The organism is Vibrio sp. ZOR0018, assembly GCF_963865925.1.
GTDB classification, from domain to species: domain Bacteria; phylum Pseudomonadota; class Gammaproteobacteria; order Enterobacterales; family Vibrionaceae; genus Vibrio; species Vibrio anguillarum.
Map to the genome: position 1 here is coordinate 1 of NZ_CAWMCN010000128.1, position 537 is coordinate 537.

General features: G+C 39.7%; 1 protein-coding gene. It reads right to left on the reverse strand.

What is annotated here, in order from left to right:
- Window positions 1–60: 60 nt before the first annotated feature.
- Window positions 61–432, reverse strand: a complete 372-nt coding sequence (locus tag AACR75_RS15960; RefSeq protein ID WP_047691013.1) for a nuclear transport factor 2 family protein — start codon at window positions 430–432, stop codon at window positions 61–63.
- Window positions 433–537 lie beyond the last annotated feature (105 nt).

Here is a 537-nt window from a genome sequence, read left to right on the forward strand (position 1 = left end):
GCCGCGCGTTGGCTGTCCCTCTTGAAGCGTTTGTTATATGCCTGACCACTAAGCCTCGTTTTATATCAGTTCAAAAGCCGCGCATGGCGTTCCTTGATGATACTTCAACTGCCAACAGCTACCAGTAAAAGCCCAAATAGAACAACGTTTAGCATAATCGCTTACTTCACCAGACTCTTTGACTAAAGCTGATTCATATTTAAGAAGCTGAACTGACGGCTCAAGTTGAATACATTCGTATTGTTGAGAATGAACATGAAAATTTGAAGGCTTTTCTGAACTCATCATTTCGATTATCGAGTTAAAGTTAAAACTGTTACCTGATTTACCAACCTCAGTAAAACTCGGGTGAATTAGGCGTTCAATATCAGCTCTATTTTTTCGTATCTCATACTGGTGAAGTTCGATTTCTTGTTCCACTAAAATATCCATTTCTTCTCCTGAATTGATAAAGCATATAACGCCCGGCTAAGGGGTTGACAACGCATAGCCGAACTCAAAAAACACACTGTAAACACTGAACTTCAATTTTGCACT